The following is an 18,209-nucleotide window of genomic DNA, read 5'->3' on the forward strand; positions in this document are numbered from 1 at the left end:
GCCGGTCAATTACGGCAGCGGGATCGCCACGCGCACCCGCAACCCGCTGCCGTGCGGCGAGTCCAGCAGCTCGATCGATGCGTCATGCAGCTGCGCGGCGCGTTGCACGATCGACAGGCCCAGGCCGTAGCCGTCGCCACGGCTGCTGGCTTCGCGATGGAAGCGTGCGAACACGCTCGCGCGGCGTTCCGCCGGAATGCCGGGGCCATCGTCGATGACATCCACAATGGCGGCCCGTCCGACCTGTTCGATGGACAGCTGCACCTGCCCGCCGGCGGGCAGGTGGCGCAGCGCGTTTTCCAGCAGGTTGCGCAGCAGCGCCGCGAGCGCCGCCTCGTAACCCTGCACGATCACTGCGGGCGTCAGTCGCGCAAAGCTGAGCTCCACGTCGCTCTCGGCGATCACCGGCGCCAGTTCCTCGATGACGGTCATCGCCACCGCGACCAGATCGATGCTGCTGCGCTGGCCCGACGCCGCGCCCGCTTCCAGCCTGGCCAGGGCCAGCAGCTGCTCGATCCGACGCGCCAGTCCGGCGATGCCGTGCTGGGCGCTTACGAGGGTGGCGTTCGCCTCGGCCGGGTCGATCGTGGCCATCGCGCTTTCAAGGTTGATCATGACCGAGGCCAGCGGCGTGCGCAGTTCGTGCGCCACATCCGCGCTGAAGCGACGCTCGCGTTCGAGCGCGTCCTCCAGGCGTGCGAGCTGGCCGTTGAGTGCTGCCAGCACGGGCTGCAATTCCAGCGGCGCGTCCTGCAGCACCACCGGCTCGTGACTGCCCGGCTCCCTCGATGACAGGGCCCGGGTCAGCGATTCGAGCGGTCGCAAGCCGCGCCGCACTGCCCAGCCCACCAGCACGGCCAGCAGCGGCAGGCCGATCAGCAGCGGCAGGCTGTGTTCCAGCCATGCCGCGCGGGTGATGTCGTGGCGACTGTCGTAGCGCTCGCCGGTGCGGATGACCACGCCATCGGCTGCATCGGGCAGGGTGAATACACGCCAGCGGTAGGCTCCCAGACGCACGTTCTGGAAATCCTTGTCGCTGGCTCCCGGCGGTGGCAATGCCGACAGGTTGGTGGTCGCCAAGGTCACGTGTCCGCTGCGGTCGATGATCTGAAAGCCCACTTCGGATTCGAACGTGTCGCCATGCATCTTCAGCGGGCTGGCCGGGCTGACCTCGATCGGTACCTGCACGCCGTAGGCATCGTGGCCGCGCAGTGCGTTCATGCCGGCGTGTTCGACCAGCACCTGCAGCGTACGGGCGGACTGCGCCAGCCGTCCGTCGGACAGCTCGTCGACTTCGGTGATGGTTCGCCGAAAACTGAGTACGCCCAGCGGCAGCAGTACCGCGATGAGCACCACGACGATCAGCCAGCGCAAGCGGGCGTGCAGGCTGGCCAGCTTCATTCGGGTTCCCGCGGAATCATGTAGCCGAATCCGCGCACGGTCTGGATCGTGTCGTAGCTCAGCTTGCGGCGCAGGGTGTGGATCAGTACTTCCAGCGCGCTGCTGCCGACCATGTTGTCCAGTCCGTACAGCGAATTCTCCAGGCTTTCGCGGCGCACTAGCCGACCCGCGCGCTCGATCAGGATCTGCAGCAGGGCGAACTCGCGCTTGGTCAGTTCCACCCGCTCGCCACGAAAGGCCACCTCGGAGGTGCCGAGGTCGAGGCTGAGTGCGCCGGCCTCGATGCGATTGGCCGCCAGGCCCTGCGCGCGACGGGTCAGCGAACGTATGCGCGCACCCAGCTCCTCCAGGTGGAAGGGCTTGATCAGGTAGTCGTCGGCGCCGGCATCGAGGCCGCGCACGCGGGCATCCAGCCCGTCGCGCGCCGTCATCACGATCACCGGTGTCTTGACGTGGATGCGGCGTGCCTCGATCAGCACGTCCAGGCCATCCTTGCCGGGCAGCCCCAGGTCGAGCAGGACCAGGTCGGCGGTCTGATCGCGCAGGGCAATCAACGCCTCGCGGCCATCGCGCAACCAGCTGACCGTATACGCGAGGCGCTCCAGCGCGCGCTGGATCGCAGCGCCGAGCTGGGGATCGTCTTCCACCAGGATGATGTGCACGAACAGACTCCTACGACCGCAAGGGCAGCACGGCACTGGGGCTTGCCGGGAGATTATCCGTTGATCCGCTTACGAAGTGCTTAAGGTCGATGGCTGCAGGGGCGTATCCGGGACGGACGGGGTTGTCCGTGGTGTCGTTCGCCAACGCCGTGACCATCGCACAACCAGCGGTCCGCGGCGACAAGGTGCATTTGCCGGTCGGTCTGGCCGGGCGATAGACTCAAGCGCAGTGGCGCAGGTCATTCGGGTCATCGCAATGATGTTGCACGCTGCAAGCGTTTCATCCGTTGAAGTGTGCGGACGCTCATGAAGTGCCGGGGTGTCGCTGCCCGGCCTTTTTGCCGAGACATCGACAATTTTCAAATGAGCTCGTGACCGATGCCGGATAACGCCGTACTGAGTGTCATCCTCTGCCTGCCCTTTGCGGCCAGCGCCGCCGTGTTCCTGCTGCGCGCTCTCGGGCGCAATCTGGCCGTCTGGCTGATGGTTGGCACGGCGCTGCTTGGCCTGATCCTTTCGCTATGGCTGTATCCGGCGATTGCCGACGGATCTGCGTTGCGCCAGGTGTTGCCGTGGGCGCCGGGACTGGGGCTGGATATCAGCCTGCGCGTGGATGGCTTCAGCTGGCTGTTCATGCTGCTGATCTGCGGCATCGGCGCGCTGGTCGGTGTCTACGCCCGCTATTACATGCCGCCGGACGATCGGCTGGCACGGTTCTTCTCCCTGCTGCTCGCCTTCATGGGCTCGATGCTGGGCATCGTGATGTCCGGCAACGTGGTCCAGCTGGTGTTCTTCTGGGAGATGACCAGCCTGTTCTCGTTCCTGCTGATCGGCTACTGGTACCGCGGCGCGTCCGCCCGCGACGGTGCGCGGATGGCGCTGATCGTCACCTCGGGCGGCGGCTTGTGCCTGTTCGCCGGCGTGTTGCTGCTGGGGCATATCGTCGGTAGCTACGAGCTGGACGCGATCCTCGCCGCGGGCGCGCTGGTTCGCGCGCATGCGCTGTACACGCCCACCTTGATCCTGATCCTGCTCGGCGCGTTCACCAAGAGCGCGCAATTCCCGTTTCATTTCTGGCTGCCGCAGGCGATGTCGGCACCGACCCCGGTGTCGGCCTACCTGCATTCGGCGACGATGGTGAAGGCCGGCGTGTTCCTGCTGATACGTTTCTGGCCGGTGCTGGCGGGAACCGGGCAGTGGTTCTGGATCGTCGGCGGGGTGGGTCTGGTGACGCTGTTGCTGGGCGCGTACTCGGCGATCTTCCAGCAGGACCTGAAAGGCGTGCTGGCCTATTCGACGATCAGCCATCTGGGCCTGATCACCATGCTGATCGGCCTGGGCAGCACGCTTGGCGTGGTCGCCGCGATCTTCCATATCGTCAACCATGCCACCTTCAAGGCCTCGCTGTTCATGGCTGCCGGCGCAGTGGATCACGAAGCCGGCACACGCGACATGCGCCGTCTCGGCGGGTTGCGTCGCTTCATGCCGATCACCGCGACGCTGGCACTGATCGCCGGCGCGGCAATGGCCGGCGTGCCGCTGCTGAATGGCTTCCTGTCGAAGGAGATGTTCTTCGCCGAGACGCTGGTCGCCCGGCAGGGCGTCGTGCTGGATATCGTTCCGGTGGTGATCGCGATCGCGGCCAGCGCATTCGGCGTGACCTATTCGCTGCGCTTCGTGCGTGGCGTGTTCTTCGGCCGCGTCCCCGCCGACCTGCCGCGCGTGCCGCACGAGCCACCATTGTGGATGCGCCTCCCGATCGGCCTGCTGGCATTGATCTGTCTGCTGGTGGGCGTGCTGCCGGGACGGGTGATCGGGCCATCCTTGCATGCCGCGGCAAGCGCGGTGCTGGGGGTTGGCCACATGCCGGCCTACAGCCTGGCCGTATGGCATGGCGTAACCACGCCGTTGCTGATGAGCCTCTTCGCGTTCGTGATGGGCTGTCTGCTGTACGCCCGTATGCGCGGCTATTTCGCCGGTCGCGAGGTGGCGCCGCTGATCGGGCGGATCAGCGGCAAGCGCATGTTCGAGCGCGTGCTCGGCGTGGTGGCTTCGGATATCCCGCGGCTGCTCGAGCGCACGTTGCCGAGCCGTCGACTGCAGCCGCAGCTGCTGCTGATCGTGTTGATCGCGCTGCTGGCCGGCGGGCTGGCCGCGACGAGCGCGCCGTTCGGCTTCCATCCGCGCTGGTCCAGCGTCGACCCGGCGTTTGCGTTGCTGTGGCTGCTCGGCGCGGCCTGCGCGATCGGCGCGGCGAGCCAGGCCAAGTTTCATCGGCTGGCCGCCTTGATCCTCACCGGCGGCGCGGGACTGGTCTCCTGCGTCAGCTTCGTGTGGCTGTCGGCACCGGATCTGGCGGCGACCCAGTTGCTGGTCGAGGTAGTCACCACCATCCTGATCCTGCTGGGCCTGCGCTGGTTGCCCAAGCGCATCGAGGGGCTGGCGACGGAGAGTCGCATGCAGAGCTTCCGGCGCGGCCGCGACGTGCTGTTCGCTATGGTGGTGGGCCTGGGCATGGCCAGCCTGGCATATGCGGCGATGATGCATCCGGTGGCCAATTCGATCTCGCGCTTCTTCCTCGAGCGGGCATACACGGAGGGCGGCGGCCGCAATGTCGTCAACGTGATCCTGGTCGACTTCCGCGGCTTCGACACGCTGGGCGAGATCAGCGTGCTGGCGATCGTGGCGCTGACGGTATTCGGCCTGCTGCGCCGTTTCCGTCCGGCCGCCGAGAGCATCCATGCGCCGCTGCAGCAACAGCAGCAGACCGCGCTCGACGCGGCGCAGCCCAGTCGCGCCGTCGATCATTCGCTGACCGATTACCTGATGATCCCGGGCCTGATCATCCAGCTGATGTTCCCGGTGATCCTGTTGTTCGGCCTGCACCTGTTCCTGCGCGGCCACGACCTGCCTGGCGGCGGCTTCGTCGCCGGCATCACCGTGTCGGTGGCGCTGATCCTGCTGTACATGGCACGCGGCGCGCGCTGGGTGGAGACCCACCTGCGCGTGCTGCCGGTGCGCTGGATCGGGCTGGGCCTGTTGCTGGCGGTGGGCACCGGGCTGGGCTCGCTGGTGTTTGGCCGTCCATTCCTCACTTCGCATTTTCGGTACGTCGAGCTGCCGCTGCTGGGCCGTTTCCCGCTGGCCTCGGCGATCGGGTTCGACCTCGGCGTGTTCGGCCTTGTGGTTGGCGCCACCACGCTGATGCTGATCGCGCTGGCGCACCAGTCGCTGCGGCGTCCGCGCCAGCCAGCGGATGACGCGACGCTCGAGACGGGAGCGCAGGGCTGATGGAACTGGTCCTCGCCGCCGCGATCGGGGTGCTGGCCGCGTCCGGCGTATGGCTGCTGCTGCGGCCGCGAACCTTCCAGGTGATCATCGGACTGACCCTGATTTCCTACGCGGTGAATCTCTTCATCTTCTCGATCGGCGGCCTGCGCACGGGCGCCGACCCGGTGCTGCGCGACGTCGCTGGCGACATCGCGCAATATGCCGATCCGTTGCCGCAGGCGCTGGTGCTCACCGCAATCGTGATCGGCTTCGCCACCACGTCGCTATTCCTGGTGGTGTTGCTGACCTCGCGCGGGTTGACCGGCAACGATCATGTCGACGGCGAGGACGGCACGCCGTGAGCAACCACCTGATCATCGCGCCGATCATCACACCGCTGCTGGTGGCCGCATTGCAGTTGCTGGTCGGGGAGCGGCGCCGGCGCACGGTGGTGATGCTGAGCATCGCCTCGTGCATCGCGCTGGTGCTGCTGGCCGCGGCGCTGCTGCAGTCGGTGTCCGACGAGGGCGCACTGACCGCGGTCTACCGCATCGGCGACTGGCCGGCGCGCTTCGGCATCGTGCTGGTGGCCGACCGGCTGTCGGTGCTGATGGTGCTGCTCACCAGCGTGCTGGGTCTGGCGCTGTTGCCGTACGCGCTGAGCCGCTGGCAGCATCGCGGCGGGCACTTCCAGTCTCTGTTGCAGTTCCTGTTGATGGGTTTGAACGGCGGGTTCCTGACCGGCGACCTGTTCAACCTGTTCGTGTTCTTCGAGGTACTGCTGGCGGCGTCGTATGGCCTGGTGCTGCATGGCTCGGGCGCGCGCCGGGTCAGTGCCGGCCTGCACTACATCGCGGTCAACCTGACTGCCTCGATGCTGTTCCTGATCGGGGTGAGCCTGATCTTCGGCGTCACCGGCACGTTGAACATGGCCGCACTGGCCGAGCTGATCCCGACCGTGCCGGAGCGCACCCGCGCGCTGCTGCATGCGGGTGCGGCGATCCTCGGCGTGGCGTTTCTGATCAAGACCGCGATGTGGCCGCTGGGCTTCTGGTTGCCGCGCACGTATGCGGCCGCGTCGCCGGCGGTGGCCGCGATGTTCGCGCTGATGACCAAGGTCGGCATCTATGTATTGCTGCGGCTGAGCCTGCTGCTGTTCGGCGACGGGGCGGGGCCGGCGTCGACCCATTTCGGCAGCGACTGGATGTTGTGGGGCGGGGTGGCGACCGTGGCCGCCGGCATCGTGGGCATGCTGGGCGCACGCGATCTGGCCAAGCTCGCCGGCTACAACGTGGTGATTTCCTCCGGCACTTTGCTCGGCGCGGTGGGCCTGCATCAGCGCGCGGTGACCACCGGCGCGCTGGCCTATCTGGTGATCTCCACCCTGGCCATCGCGGCGTTTTTCCTGGTCGCCGGCCTGCTCGCCTCTGACGACGACGACAACACCGACGACAGCTTGAGCCTGGAACCGTACGAGCAGCTGGACGAAGCGTCGGCGGGCGAGGGCCTGTATGCGCAGGAGGACGAGAGCCGCGTGGTGATATCCGCACCGATCGCGCTGTTGGGCGGCAGTTTCTTCGCCTGCACGCTGTTGCTGGCGGGGCTGCCGCCGCTGTCCGGTTTCCTGGCCAAGTTCGCCATGCTGGCGCCGATGCTCGAGACCGGGCCGCGCGTGGGCGCGATGGTGCTTTTCACGCTGATCATCGTGGCCGGCTTCTGCACCGTGATCGCGATGTGCCGTGCCGGCATCCAGATCTTCTGGGCGGATCCTGACCGGTTGTTCCCGAAAGTCCGCGTCAGCGAGACCGCATCCATCCTGCTGCTACTTGGCCTGTGCCTGCTGTTGACCGTGGTGGTCGAAGCGCCGCTGCGCTATCTGCGCGATACCGCTCGCCAGATCCACACGCCGGCCGCCTATATCCACGAAGTGTTGCCGCCAACGCAGGAGCCATCGCCATGATCAGGCGCTGGCTGCCGTATCCGATCCTGTCCGCGCTGCTGCTGTTGATCTGGCTGCTGCTGAACCAGAGCGTCGCGCCCGGCACGATCCTGCTCGGCGCGTTGCTGGGCATCGCGCTGGCGAAGGTGTTCGGCCTGCTGCGCCCGCCGAAGGCGCATGTACACAACTATCGGCTGCTCGGCCTGCTGTTCCTGCGCGTTGTCTACGACATCGTGCGTTCGAACATCGCCGTGGCCCGGATCATCCTGCGTCGCGACAGCCGCATGCAGTCCGGCTTCGCGGCGATTCCGCTGACCCTCACCGATCACTACGGCCTCGCCGTGCTGGCGTGCATCATCACCTCCACGCCGGGCACGATCTGGGTCAGCTACGACTCCGGCGCGAACATCCTGCTGATCCACGTGCTGGACCTGGTCGACGAGGCGGACTGGATCGACACGATCAAGCAACGCTATGAGCGCCCCCTGCTGGAGATCTTCCAATGAGCCACAGCCTGCTCGGAGCTGCCGTCATCGTTGCGCAGGTACTGCTGCTGCTGGCGATGAGTTTCTCGATCATCCGCATGGCGCGCGGGCCGCGCGCGCAAGACCGCGTGCTGGCGCTGGACGCGCTGTACGTCAACGCGATGCTGCTGCTCACCATCGGCATCCGCACTGGCAGCCTGCTCTACGTCGAGGCCGGGCTGATCATCGCGCTGCTCGGCTTCGCCGGTACGGTGGCGCTGTCGAAATTCCTGATGCGCGGGCAGGTGATCGAATGAACCACCTCGACGACCTGCCGCCATGGGCGGCGATCCTGGTGGCGGTCCTCGTGCTGCTTGGCGCGCTGCTGGCCTTCGTCGGTTCGCTCGGGCTGTTGCGCCTGAAGAACTTCTACAAGCGCGTGCATGCACCCACCCTGGGCACCACGCTCGGCACGTTCTTCATGCTGGCCGCCTCGATCACCTGCTTCTCGGTGCTGCACGGCCGGCCGATCTTCTACGAGATCCTGATCGGCGTGTTTCTCACCCTGACTACCCCGATCACCCTGATGCTACTGGTGCGCGCCGCGCTGTACCGTGATCGCGAGGAAGGCTCGGCGGACGTGCCGCAGGCGATGCCGCACGAGTAGCGCGTCGCCGCGCATCCGGCGACTCATTTCGTCGTCTCCGGCTGCTGCGGCACCTTGCGGATCTTGTCCAGCGGATAGCCCAGCGCCTGCACCCGGGCCAGCAGCGCGTCGTAGTCGGCCTGCGGAATGGTCGGCGTGCGCGCCATCACCCAGGTGTAGTCGCGCGCGTCGCGGGCTACGATGACCTGGCTGTAATCGTCCTTGAGCCAGGCCACGACGTACTGCGCCTTCAGCGGCCAGAACACCTGCACGCCCCACACCGCGTTGCCGCTGCCGGGCCTGACGATGCCGGTGGAGTGGATGTCCTTTTTTTCGCCATCGAAGCTGCCTTCGCGGAAATGGAACGAAGTGGCGACGTCGCCATTGGGCTTGAGCGAGTAGACCTCGACAGCGTCGTACGCATTCTTTTCGAAGCGGGTCGGGATGGTGGCGATCACGTACCAGTTGCCCATGAAACGGGGCAGGTCGACGTGGGCCACCGGTTTGATCGGCGGCAGCTGGCTGGCACAGGCGTTGGCATTCAGCAGCACGGCACAGGCCATCAGCAGGGTCTTCGAAAGTTTCATGGTCGCTCCGGACGAAGGTGGTGAGGGGCGTGGAGTCACGGCCGCGCGAAGCGGTAGTGCACGACCAGCCACTCCTGGCCGTCGGCGTAGCCGAACAGTTCGGCGCAGGACATCCAGAACATGCGCCAGCGCTGGAACCACAGCGGCGCCGCCTGGCGTCCGTAGGCTTCGGCGAGTACTTTCATCACCCGCTCGCGGTGGGCGTCCTGGTTGGCCAGCCAGTGGTTGGCGGTGCGCTGGTAATGCGTGCCGTCGACCAGCCAGCGCTGCTCGATGTTCAGCGTCGACTGGAACCACAGCAGCGTGTCCGAGGCCGGCATCAGCCCGCCGGTGAAGAAATGCCGGCCCATCCAGTTGTCGTCGCCGGTGGTCTCGAACGGGTACATCGCGGTCTTGTGCGCGAAGATGTGCACGAACAGCTTGCCGCCGGGACGCAGCCAGCCGGCGATGCGTTCCAGCAGGGTCTCGTAGTTGCGCATGTGCTCGAACATCTCGATCGACACGCAGCGATCGAACTGTGCTGCTTCCAGCTCCAGCCGGTTCACGTCGCAGGTGATCACGCGCACGTTGAACAGCCCGCGCCTGCGACACTGCGCCTCGATGTGTTCGCGCTGCTGGTTGGAGTTGGAGACGGCCCTGATCCGCGCATTCGGATAGCGCTCGGCCATCCACAGGGTCAGCGAACCCCAGCCGCAGCCCAGCTCCAGGATCGTCTGTCCATCGGCCAGTTCGGCACGTTCGCCGTACAGCCGCAGCATCGCCTCCTCGGCCTGCTCCAGCGACTCGTCGCCGCGCGGGTAGTAACAGCTGGAGTATTTCAGCCGCTTGCCCAGGCACAGCTCGAAGAACGCCGGCGGCAGTTCGTAGTGTTGCGCGTTGGCCTTGTCAGCATGGATCGCCACCGGGCTGTGCCGCAGCATCGCGATGCGCTCGGCATAACGCGCGGCCTCGGCGTCGAGGCCGCCGGCCTGTTCCTCGCGCAGGCGTTGCGCGCACAGTCGGCGAATGCCCTGGCGCAGCAGCGCATCGGGAAGGTGGCCGCGTTCGGCCATGCCCAGCAGGCCGGGCGCCGGGCGCTCGCTGGCCAGCTCGTTGGAAGCAGGGGTGTTCATCGTTCGGTCCTCTTCGGAAACCATGGAATCAGCATTGGCGTGGTGCGCTGGTATTCGCGGTAGTCCTCGCCGCGACTGCGCAAGGCCTGCGCCTCGGTGTACGGCACGCCGCTGATCCAGCGCAGGAACACGTACATCAGCAGCGGACCGGACCAGGCCAGCCAGGCGATCGGCGAACCGATGGCGAGGCAGACGTAGGCAAACCAGTGCAGCCACTCGAAGAAGTAGTTCGGGTGGCGCGACCAGCGCCACAGGCCCGCACGGCAGGTACGGCCGCGGTTGGCCGGGTCGTTGCGAAAGCGTGCCAGCTGCGCGTCGGCGATCGACTCGCCGATCATGCCGAGCAGCCAGATCGCGAGGGCAACGGGCAGCCACAGGCCGGACGCTTCCGGGTTGCGTGACACCGCCACGAACGGCAGCGCGAACAGCACGACCAGCAAGGCCTGGAACTGGAAGAAGGCGAAGAGCTTCCACTGGCTACCGCGCCAGTGCGCGCGCAGGTTCCGGTAGCGGCCGTCCTCCGGTTCGCCGCGCACCCGTCGCCACAAATGGACGGCCAGACGGCTGCCCCACAGGCCACCGAGCGCGGCCAGCAGCAGTCGCGTCCACGGCGTGCCGCTGCCGGTGATCGCCAGCAGCACGGCGCTGCCACCCACGCCCGCGGCCCACAGCACGTCGACGATGCCCGCATTGGCGTGGGTGCGCTGCCAGCGCCAGCCCAGGCTCATCATTGCCGCCGCAAGCGTCCACACGATCAGCAATTGCCAGCAGGGATTCATGCGGCCTGTCCTCGTGCCGGATGCGACGGAACGGTCGCGCGCGACGACGTCGAGACGCGCCTCGCCAGCCAGGCCAGCGCGGGGGTCGCCAGCGCCCAGCCGGCGGCAAGCACCAGCAGGCCGCGCCAGGCCGGCTCGGCGAAGCTCACCACCTGCCAGCCGCGCGCTGCGCCCAGATACGCCAGCGGACCGCCGACCAGCCCCAGCAGTGCGGCCAGCCACAAGTGATTCTGCAGATGGCGCAGCGACTGGCTGAAGGTCAGCGCGAAGGTGATCCACAGCGCCAGGATCCACGCCGGCGCCAGTTCCGGATCCGGCCAGCCGCCGGTATAGCTGGCCAGACCATGGCGGATCATCCCGCCGTCGAGCAGGAAACCGAGCACCAGTCCGGCCGCCATCAGGCCGAGATCGACGCGGATATTTCGAGCCAGGGCCAACTGGGCCAGCGCATAGACCAGCATGGCGAGCACGCCCGGCCAGGCCGCGCCGTGGCCGGCACCGATCACCGCGGCAAACCACACTGCCTGGTAGCCGATCAGGCTGAGCCAGAAACTCATGCCGGCAACTCCACGCCGGCGGCCGGCCCGGGCAGCCCGGCGGTGCGGCGATGGCCGGGCTTGACCATCAGCAAATGCGCCACGCCGATCGAGCGTTCGCGGAAACCGCCTTCGCAATACGCCAGGTAGAACGCCCACATCCGGATGAAGCGCTCGTCGAAGCCTTGCGCGCGCACCTGCGGCAGCCTTGCCATGAAGCGTTCGTGCCAGGCTTTCAGGGTCAGCGCGTAGGAGTTGCCGAAGTCTTCCAGCCCGGTCAGTGCCAGGTCGCTGGCGCGGGTCTTCGCCGCCAGCAGCGCGTTGATCGACGGGATGAAGCTGCCGGGAAACACGTGGCGCTTGATGAAGTCGACCGATTTCAACGCCTGCGCGTAGCGGTGATCCTCGATGGTGATCGCCTGCACCAGGGCCAGGCCGTCCGGTTTCAGCAGACTGCCCAGCTTTTCGAAATAGACGTCCAGGTAGGGCGCGCCGATCGCCTCGACCATCTCGATCGAGACCAGCTTGTCGTACTGGCCGTCGAGGTCGCGGTAGTCCTGGAGCAGCAGGGTGACGCGATCACTCAGGCCCGCGGCCGCGATGCGCCCGCTGGCCAGTGCATGTTGCTCGCGCGAGATCGTGGTGGTGGTGACATGGCAACCGTAATGCGTGGCTGCGTACAGCGCGAAGCCGCCCCAGCCGGTGCCGATCTCGATCACCCGGTCGGTCGGCTTCAGGTCCAGCTTGCGGCAGATCCGCTCCAGCTTGCGCGCCGAGGCGGTCTCCAGCGTGTCGGCCGGATCGGTCCAGATCGCCGACGAATACATCAGGTCGCTCGACAGGAACAGGCCGAAGAAGTCGTTGCCGAGGTCGTAGTGCGCCGCGATGTTGCGTCGGCTGCCATCGCGGGTGTTCCGGCGCAGGACGTGCCAGGCACGCATCGCCATGCCGCCGAGGCGGGCCAGCCCGCTTTCCATCCCGTCGAGCAGGTCGCGGTTGCGCAGCAGCAGCTGGATCAGCCCCACCAGATCGTCGCAGCGCCAGTGGCCGTCCATGTACGACTCGCCGGCCCCGACGCTGCCGTTGCGCGCCACCGCGCGATAGAACTCGGGGTCCAGCACCTGCAGGTGGATCTGCAGGTCGGGATGCGCACTGGTCGGATCGCCCAGCTCGACCGTGCCGCAGGCGTCCTGCAACGCCAGCCGGCCGTGGCGCAGGCCGCGTATCCGGTCGAGCAGCCGCTGGCGCAGGAAGCGGTCGATGGCGCCGAAGGGGGCGTTTTCGCCCGTGAGGGTGGTGGCGATGTCGTTCATGTCAGGTCTCGGGGACGTCTTCAGTCCGAATCATGGGAATGCCGCGCAGGGTGATCGTGGACGGGGTTGCGTTTGAGCCACAGCCGCAGCGCCTGCCAGTGGATCGCGCCGACCACCTGCGCGGTCATCAGAGGGTAGCGCCACAGCACGCGCGCCAGCGAGGCGCCGGTGAGCGGCCGGCGCTGCAGGGTCAGGGTGGCGTCGAACGTGTGCTGGCCGCCGCGGCTCACGTCCATGTGCACGCGCAGGTCGTCGCCCGGTACGGTGAAGCGCCAGTCGTATTCGCAGTCCATCGGCATGAACGGCGACACGTGGAAGGTCTTGGGAAAGCTCCAGTGCAGGGCGCGACCGAGCACCTGCGCATGCTCGATCGGAAGCACGTACGCGTGGCGCTCCTTCCACGGCGTGTTGGTGATCTCGGCCACGATCGCCACCAGGGTTTCGCCGTCTTCGGCGAAGCAGTAGTAGAAGCTGACCGGGTTGAACACCAGGCCGGCGTAGCGCAGATGGGTGAGCAGCCGGATCGGCCCGAGCGGGCGATGGCCGGTGGCCTGTTCGACGCGCCGGCGTACCGCCTCGGCCAGCGGCAGGTCGGTCGGGCCGAGGTAATCGCGGCGGCGGAATTGCGCCAGGTTGCGATGTTCGCTGGACCACAGCCAGCGGTTCGCGAACACCTGCTCGACTTCGTCCAGGTCCAGATAGAGCTGGGCGATGCGGTAATCGAACGCGTGCGCGTGCGGCGCATGCCGGCGATGGCGCACCACGCCCTCGTACACCGCGCTGGCCAGTTGCAGTTTCGTGCTGGCGGGCTTCACGGTCATGCCGCCAGCTCCTGCTTGTGCATTTCGAGCGGTTCGAGCGGGCCGCCACCCAGCGGCCAGTGCACGCCCAGCGCCGCGGCGACGTCCACCGCGCTGCGCATGCCGTCCTCGTGGAAACCCCAGCCCCAGTACGCGCCGGCGAACCAGGTGCGGCGCCAGCCCTGGATCTCCGCCTTGCGCGTCTGCGCGGTGACCGCGGCCTGCGTATAGACCGGGTGGTGATAGCGCATGCGCGCCAGCACCTTGTCCGGGTCGATCGCGTCGGTGCGATTGAGCGTGACCACGAACGGTTCGGGCGAGTCGATGCCCTGCAGCAGGTTCATGCAGTAGCTGACCGTGCAGGCGGCCTCGGGATCGCGCGGCAGCCACGCGTTCCAGGCGGCCCACGCCTTGCGCCGCCGCGGCAGCACGCTGGCGTCGGTGTGCAGCACGGTCTCGTTGGCCTGGTAGGTCATCGCGCCGAGAATGGCTTGCTCGCGCTCGTTCGCGTCGGCGAGCAGGGCCAGCGCCTGGTCGCTGTGGCAGGCCAGCACGATCTGCTCGAAACGCTCGCTGCCAGCGGCGCTTTCCACCTCGACGCCGTCGTGGTGGCGGCGGATCGAGAACACCGGGCAGTTCAGCCGCTCGTGCACCGGCCAGTGCGCGCGCAGCGCCGCCACGTAGCTCGACGAGCCGCCTTGCACCACGCGCCACTGCGGGCGGTCGCCGAGCTGCAGCATCTGGTGGTTGGCCATGAACTGCACCAGGTAGCGTGCCGGGAACTTGAGGATCTGCGTGGCCGGCGACGACCACAGCGCCGAGGCCATCGGGATCAGGTGCTCGTCGCGGAGCGCCGCGCCATAGCGATGCTGCTCCAGGTAGTCGCCCAGCGTGGTCATGTCATCGCGCTGCAGCAGCAGCGCCGGCGCCTCGCGGTAGAAGCGGGCGAGGTCGCGCACCATGCCCAGGAAGCGCGGCGACAGCAGGTTGCGGCGCTGGCAGAAAAGCGTATCCAGCGTGGCCGCATTGTACTCCAGCCCGCTCGCCTCGCTGTGCACCGAGAAGCTCATCGTGGTCGGCTGCGAGGCCACGCCCAGCTGCGCGAACATCCGCGTCAGCAGCGGGTAGTGCGCCGGGTTGTGCACGATGAAGCCACTGTCGATGCGATAGCTGTGGCCGGCCTGTTCCACCTCATGCGTATGCGTGTGCCCGCCGAGATAGTCGTTCGCCTCGAACAGGGTCACCTCATGCTTGCGCGACAGCAGCCACGCGGAGGCCAGCCCCGCGATGCCCGATCCCACCACGGCGATGCGCATGGCCTAGCTCCTCGCCCTGGCCAGCACCCAGGCGGGCACCGGCTTCAGCCCGCGCACCAGGCCGAGCAGCGCCATCAGCTTCAGGCCGTACCAGGTCAGGTCGACTTCCCACCAGCGGAAACCCTGGCGGCTGGAGCCGGGGAAGAAGTGATGGTTGTTGTGCCAGCCCTCGCCGAACGTGAGCAGGGCCAGCCACAGGTTGTTGCGGCTGTCGTCGCGGGTATCGAAACAGCGCCTGCCGTAGCGGTGCGCCAGCGAGTTGATCGTCACGGTGGCGTGGAACAGCACGATGGTGGAGACGAAGAACCCCCACACCAGCATCTGCCCGCCCGAGGTGCCCAGCTGCGGCGCCACGTGCTGCAGCAGCGCGCCCAGCGCGTACATGCCGATGGCGAGCAGCAGCGGGATCGCGATGTCGAAGCGGTCCAGCCAGCGCAGCTCAGGATACTTCGCCAGATCCGGCACCCGCGCCAGGTCGGTGCGGAAATTGCGCGGGGTCAGGAACCAGCCGACATGGCTCCACATGAAACCGTGCACGCCCGGCGAATGCGGGTCGGCCGGCGTGTCGGTGACGCGATGATGATGGCGATGATGCGCCGCCCACCACAGCGGCCCGCGTTGCACGCAGGAGGCGCCGATGGTGGCGAACACGAACTGCACCGCGCGCGAGGTCTGGAACGTGCGATGCGAGAAGTAGCGGTGATAGAAGCCGGTGAGCGCGAACATGCGCAGCGCGTACAGCGCCGCCGCCACGGCCAGCGCCACCGGCGACACGCCGACCCGGATCACGCCGAGGCAAGCGAGGTGCATCGCCACGAACGGCGCCGCGCGCAGCCAGTCGATGCGGTCCTCGCGCGCCTCGTCCACCTCCACCACCGCGCTGGTATCGAACCAGCGCCTTGCGGTGCGCGCCGGCCAGGACCGCCGGGGGCTGGTGCGACCGGACCCGCCAACAGTCGAGGCATCGACCCGGTCAGGCGGTGCAATCACGAGTGGATCTGGGTTGGCCATGGAAACATACCTGTCAGCGGTTCAATGACAGATACGCAGGAACCCCCGCGGCGGATGCATGCGCCGGCAAGATTGCCGGGCTTCACGTGGCCTCTCCCCGGCGCGTGCGAAGAAACGGATCCGGCCGGCCACCGCTTGCGTATCCGAGCACATCACCGGGAGACATCATGTCAGGCACGAAACAGATCATCGGACTGATCGGCTGGCTGCTGCTCAGCTTCGCCGCCGCCGCGATCGGCTCGATCGCCTCGATACAGGCCGCCGCCTTCTACCAGCAGCTGGCGCAACCTTCCTGGGCGCCACCCTCGTCGGTGTTCGGCCCGGTGTGGTCGCTGCTGTACGCGCTGATGGGCATCGCCGCCTGGCTGGTCTGGCGCGAAGGCGGCTGGCGCCGCCAGCGCGGCGTGCTCGCGCTGTTCGTGCTCCAGCTGGCGGTCAACGCCCTGTGGAGCTGGCTGTTCTTCGGCTGGCACCGCGGCGCGCTGGCGTTCGCCGACATCGTGCTGCTGTGGCTGTTGATCGTCGCCACCACGATCGGCTTCTGGCGCGTGCGCCCCCTGGCCGGTGCGTTGCTGCTTCCGTATCTGGGCTGGGTGAGCTTTGCCGCGGCGCTGAACTACGCCGTGTGGCATCTGAATCCGGGGATTCTTGGCTGAGTTGCGACGAGAACGCGGCGGACGCCGGTCGCTGCCGCGTTCCGAACCGAACAGGCGCCCACGACTGGCTCTATGCCAGGCAGCCCGCAGGCTTCAAGATCAGCAGCCTCATGCAACGAGGCGTTGCCCTGGAGTCAGCCTTGCCCGTCATCCGCCGAGCCGAACCTTCCGACGCGCTACGTCTCGCCGAACTGGCGGAGCTGACATTTCGGCATACCTTCGAAGCGGCCAACACGCCCGAAGACCTGCGCCTTCATTGTGCGACTCATTACAGCGAGGCCATCCAGGCGCGGGAGATCTCGGATCCGCAAATGGCAACGCTGGTCGGTGAGCACGATGGCCAACTCGTCGGATTCGCCCAGCTTCGCTGGGGCCGTCCCCCCCACTGCATCAAGGCCGAACGGCCTGCCGAGATCCAGCGCCTGTATGTCCGCGAGGCGTGGCACGGCAAGGGCGTGGCGCAGGATCTCATGTCCGCATCCATCGCCCTGGCACAAGCTTCCCACGCCGATGAGGTTTGGCTCGGCGTGTGGGAACACAATTCACGCGCCATCGCCTTCTACAGGAAGTGGGGTTTCGCCGAAGCGGGCGAGCACGTGTTCCCCGTGGGAACCGACCCGCAGCGCGACATCATCATGAGTCGAGTGCTTGGCGCCAGATGATTGAAGGCCCGAAGCGGGGGTCAGTGTCCAATTCTCAAGAAGCGCACCGTGCCCGAGGGGTTCCATGACAGCCCTTGCAGGCTCTACGGCGACAGCGCAAGGTGCGGCAGGCAGAAACCGCCGCTCATTGCAGCCGGTCGCAGAAGTCCATCGCAGGCTTTTCGCCAACACCGTGCGCTTGATGCTTTTGCCCCGAGCTTCCGGACCGAGGCTGGTGACCGCGACCCGTGTTAACCGACATCAGCTCAACCGGGATTGCATTCGGTGAAACAAGAGCTGGGGCCTGAGCATGATCAAAGACAAATCGCATACATAAAGGGGGCCAACATCCATCAAGCCATGCTGAGGAGTCGTCATGCTGAAAGGTATCGTTTGGGGGGTCATACTGGCGTTTACCATTGCCCTGCTCGGGGCATTCTTGCTGGTTCGAAGCGGCTTCATTCCGGCCAATGCGGACGCAGAACCCGGTTGGCTGGAAACCTGGATGGCCGGCACTTCGCTGGACGCATCATTGCAGCGTGAGGCGCCAAAGGGGCCAAATCCGGTGGCGCTGAACGATCAGAACCTCCTCGATGGAGTTCATCTGTTCGCGCAAAACTGCGCGGTTTGCCATGGCTCCGCGCAAGGAACAGCATCGCCATCACCCATAGCGAAAGGCCTTTATCCGAAGCCGCCACAATTGGCCACTGATGGAGTTGAAGACGATCCGGAAGGGGTTTCCTTCTGGAAAATCAAACACGGTATCCGACTGTCCGGCATGCCGTCGTGGAGGTACTCACTGACCGACCAGCAGATCTGGACACTTGCACTGTTCCTGAAGCACATGGACAAGCTTCCACCTGCAGTTCGGAAGTCCTGGCTAGAAGTGCGGAATTGGCCGGCCCCAGCAGCTACCCAGATGGCTCCGAACTAGTCGATTCGACGCCTGATGCCTTCTGGCATGGATCGGCCGCTACAGCACTAGCCTGCGTCTTAAGCGCGGCCATGTTGTGCCGCTACCGTGGCTCATCTGGCGTGACGATCTATCGTGCGTATTCCAGTTTGGTTGGCACTCG

19 protein-coding genes are annotated in these 18,209 nt (G+C 66.8%); 9 read left to right on the plus strand and 10 right to left on the minus strand.

All coding sequences use genetic code 11. The features are described 5' to 3' along the window. Positions 1–9 precede the first annotated feature (9 nt). Both EAH75_RS15185 and EAH75_RS15190 read right to left on the minus strand, forming a co-directional pair. Complete coding sequence (locus EAH75_RS15185; RefSeq protein WP_140651893.1) at positions 10–1,401, minus strand: sensor histidine kinase; 1,392 nt, start codon at positions 1,399–1,401, stop codon at positions 10–12. Continuing rightward, entirely contained in the window at positions 1,398–2,063 is a 666-nt protein-coding gene (locus EAH75_RS15190) for a response regulator (RefSeq protein ID WP_140651895.1), read from the minus strand. The genes EAH75_RS15185 and EAH75_RS15190 overlap by 4 nt, the downstream gene beginning before the upstream one ends. 378 nt (positions 2,064–2,441) lie before the next feature. Here EAH75_RS15190 and EAH75_RS15195 point away from each other — a divergent pair, with 378 nt between their 5' ends. From EAH75_RS15195 to mnhG, 6 genes are read left to right on the plus strand one after another with little or no spacing between them, the layout of a single operon-like run. After that, positions 2,442–5,354, plus strand: a complete 2,913-nt coding sequence (locus EAH75_RS15195) for a monovalent cation/H+ antiporter subunit A (protein WP_140651897.1) — start codon at positions 2,442–2,444, stop codon at positions 5,352–5,354. After that, a complete protein-coding gene (locus EAH75_RS15200) occupies positions 5,354–5,695 on the plus strand; it encodes a Na+/H+ antiporter subunit C (RefSeq protein ID WP_140651899.1) in 342 nt (113 codons plus the stop codon). Before EAH75_RS15195 ends, EAH75_RS15200 begins: the two co-directional genes overlap by 1 nt. Further along, positions 5,692–7,293 (plus strand): monovalent cation/H+ antiporter subunit D, encoded by a 1,602-nt coding sequence (locus tag EAH75_RS15205; RefSeq protein ID WP_140806038.1) that lies wholly within the window; start codon positions 5,692–5,694, stop codon positions 7,291–7,293. Before EAH75_RS15200 ends, EAH75_RS15205 begins: the two co-directional genes overlap by 4 nt. Then, a complete protein-coding gene (locus EAH75_RS15210) occupies positions 7,290–7,778 on the plus strand; it encodes a Na+/H+ antiporter subunit E (RefSeq protein WP_140651903.1) in 489 nt (162 codons plus the stop codon). Before EAH75_RS15205 ends, EAH75_RS15210 begins: the two co-directional genes overlap by 4 nt. Further along, a complete protein-coding gene (locus EAH75_RS15215) occupies positions 7,775–8,053 on the plus strand; it encodes a K+/H+ antiporter subunit F (RefSeq protein ID WP_140806040.1) in 279 nt (92 codons plus the stop codon). The genes EAH75_RS15210 and EAH75_RS15215 overlap by 4 nt, the downstream gene beginning before the upstream one ends. Beyond that, positions 8,050–8,403, plus strand: coding sequence for a monovalent cation/H(+) antiporter subunit G (mnhG, locus tag EAH75_RS15220; protein WP_140651907.1), 354 nt, complete (start codon positions 8,050–8,052; stop codon positions 8,401–8,403). The genes EAH75_RS15215 and mnhG overlap by 4 nt, the downstream gene beginning before the upstream one ends. A 23-nt stretch (positions 8,404–8,426) precedes the next feature. Here mnhG and EAH75_RS15225 read toward each other — a convergent pair whose 3' ends face one another. From EAH75_RS15225 to EAH75_RS15260, 8 genes are read right to left on the minus strand one after another with little or no spacing between them, the layout of a single operon-like run. Continuing rightward, complete coding sequence (locus tag EAH75_RS15225; protein WP_140651909.1) at positions 8,427–8,969, minus strand: lipocalin family protein; 543 nt, start codon at positions 8,967–8,969, stop codon at positions 8,427–8,429. Between the two features lie 35 nt (positions 8,970–9,004). Then, positions 9,005–10,081: an SAM-dependent methyltransferase gene (locus EAH75_RS15230; protein WP_140651911.1), complete on the minus strand. Its 1,077-nt coding sequence runs from the start codon at positions 10,079–10,081 to the stop codon at positions 9,005–9,007. Further along, positions 10,078–10,860 carry a DUF1295 domain-containing protein gene (locus EAH75_RS15235; RefSeq protein ID WP_140651914.1) on the minus strand — a complete coding sequence of 261 codons (783 nt, stop codon included), beginning with the start codon at positions 10,858–10,860 and terminating at the stop codon, positions 10,078–10,080. The genes EAH75_RS15230 and EAH75_RS15235 overlap by 4 nt, the downstream gene beginning before the upstream one ends. Further along, positions 10,857–11,417 carry a DUF2878 domain-containing protein gene (locus EAH75_RS15240; protein WP_140651916.1) on the minus strand — a complete coding sequence of 187 codons (561 nt, stop codon included), beginning with the start codon at positions 11,415–11,417 and terminating at the stop codon, positions 10,857–10,859. The genes EAH75_RS15235 and EAH75_RS15240 overlap by 4 nt, the downstream gene beginning before the upstream one ends. Beyond that, the gene (locus EAH75_RS15245) at positions 11,414–12,709 is read right to left on the minus strand and encodes an SAM-dependent methyltransferase (RefSeq protein WP_140806042.1); all 1,296 of its coding nucleotides are present in this window, start codon (positions 12,707–12,709) and stop codon (positions 11,414–11,416) included. The genes EAH75_RS15240 and EAH75_RS15245 overlap by 4 nt, the downstream gene beginning before the upstream one ends. Positions 12,710–12,729: 20 nt before the next feature. Continuing rightward, positions 12,730–13,530, minus strand: coding sequence for a DUF1365 domain-containing protein (locus EAH75_RS15250; RefSeq protein WP_140806044.1), 801 nt, complete (start codon positions 13,528–13,530; stop codon positions 12,730–12,732). Then, positions 13,527–14,825: an NAD(P)/FAD-dependent oxidoreductase gene (locus EAH75_RS15255; RefSeq protein WP_140806046.1), complete on the minus strand. Its 1,299-nt coding sequence runs from the start codon at positions 14,823–14,825 to the stop codon at positions 13,527–13,529. Before EAH75_RS15255 ends, EAH75_RS15250 begins: the two co-directional genes overlap by 4 nt. Before the next feature lie 3 nt (positions 14,826–14,828). Next, entirely contained in the window at positions 14,829–15,836 is a 1,008-nt protein-coding gene (locus EAH75_RS15260; protein WP_241668960.1) for an acyl-CoA desaturase, read from the minus strand. Positions 15,837–16,003: 167 nt separating this feature from the next. Between EAH75_RS15260 and EAH75_RS15265 the strand changes: the two genes are divergently transcribed. From EAH75_RS15265 to EAH75_RS15275, 3 genes are all read left to right on the plus strand, one after another. Then, the gene (locus EAH75_RS15265; protein WP_140651925.1) at positions 16,004–16,492 is read left to right on the plus strand and encodes a TspO/MBR family protein; all 489 of its coding nucleotides are present in this window, start codon (positions 16,004–16,006) and stop codon (positions 16,490–16,492) included. Positions 16,493–16,632: 140 nt separating this feature from the next. Beyond that, positions 16,633–17,154, plus strand: coding sequence for a GNAT family N-acetyltransferase (locus EAH75_RS15270; RefSeq protein ID WP_140806048.1), 522 nt, complete (start codon positions 16,633–16,635; stop codon positions 17,152–17,154). A 355-nt stretch (positions 17,155–17,509) separates the two neighbouring features. Further along, on the plus strand, positions 17,510–18,067 hold the full coding sequence (locus tag EAH75_RS15275) for a c-type cytochrome (protein ID WP_140806050.1): 558 nt from the start codon (positions 17,510–17,512) through the stop codon (positions 18,065–18,067). Positions 18,068–18,209: the final 142 nt, after the last annotated feature.

Origin of the sequence: Rhodanobacter glycinis (genome assembly GCF_006438785.1) — a bacterium.
GTDB classification, from domain to species: domain Bacteria; phylum Pseudomonadota; class Gammaproteobacteria; order Xanthomonadales; family Rhodanobacteraceae; genus Rhodanobacter; species Rhodanobacter glycinis_A.